A 1,033-nucleotide genomic window follows, 5' to 3' on the forward strand; every position below is an offset into this window, starting at 1 on the left:
CAAGAAATTCACAAATGAAAAACTAATAAACAAGTGTTAAAATAAATTTTGGTAAATTTATTAGATAATGAAAAGAGGTTAAAAGGAATAAAAATGAAAAAAAAGTTAAACATTGGTAGAAAAAGTAAAAAAATAATTATGTCGGTGGCATTTTTAACAGTCTCAGCACTTTCATTTGCTAGCGGAGAAGATTATTATGACTACAAATCACTTTTGGTTGGAGACGTTAACGGAAATATCATAAAAGAAGACAACAGTTCGGCTGTAAGACCTTTGGCATCAGTAACGAAAATTATGACATCAATATTAACATTGGATAAAATAAAAAATGGACAAATTTCATACGATGATAAGGTAACAGTTTCAGCAAAAGCCGCTTCAGTTCCGTATGGAATAAAATTAACTGCTGGAAAGCAATATACAGTAAGAGATTTGTTAAAGGCGACAATTATAAAATCTTCAAATAATGCTGCATACGCTCTTGCCGAGTATGTTGGTGGGGATGTTTCAAACTTTGTGCATTCAATGAACGAAAAAGCTAGAAGTTATGGACTGAATTCTCTTAGATACTGTTCTCCGCACGGATTGCCGCCTAGCTATACAGGTTCATGCATGGATCAGGGAAACGCAAAAGATTTGTACAAACTTGCCCAGATAACGTTAAAAGATTACAGTGAATATTTGAACTTTTCAAAAAATAAGACGGATTATGTAGACAACGGAAATACAAAGGTAACTTCAACAAATGCACTTTTAGGAAATGTGCTGGGAGTGGACGGAATAAAAACAGGTTATCACGATGCTGCTGGTTCCAATATAGTTTTGACTGCAAACAGAGGAAATGACAGAATGATTGCTATTATTCTTGGTTCAAACAGAGCTAAGGACAGAAACGCAATCGGAGCAAAGGAAATAAATGACTATTACGCTAACGGATATGCAAGAAAAGCAAGCATGAACACTAATACTTCAAGACATGTTGAAAGAACCCATAATACTGACAGTACGGAAACTAGTAAAAATTCCAAAGGAA

At 34.1% G+C, this 1,033-nt stretch carries 1 protein-coding gene; it reads left to right on the top strand.

Annotated features, from left to right (window positions below):
• Nucleotides 1–93: 93 nt before the first annotated feature.
• Nucleotides 94–1,033, top strand: a 940-nt coding sequence (locus Q0370_RS01825; RefSeq protein WP_299571317.1) for a D-alanyl-D-alanine carboxypeptidase family protein, incomplete at its 3' end; no start/stop codon positions are given.

The sequence above is a fragment of the uncultured Leptotrichia sp. genome (assembly GCF_938036635.1).
GTDB lineage: Bacteria > Fusobacteriota > Fusobacteriia > Fusobacteriales > Leptotrichiaceae > Leptotrichia > Leptotrichia hongkongensis.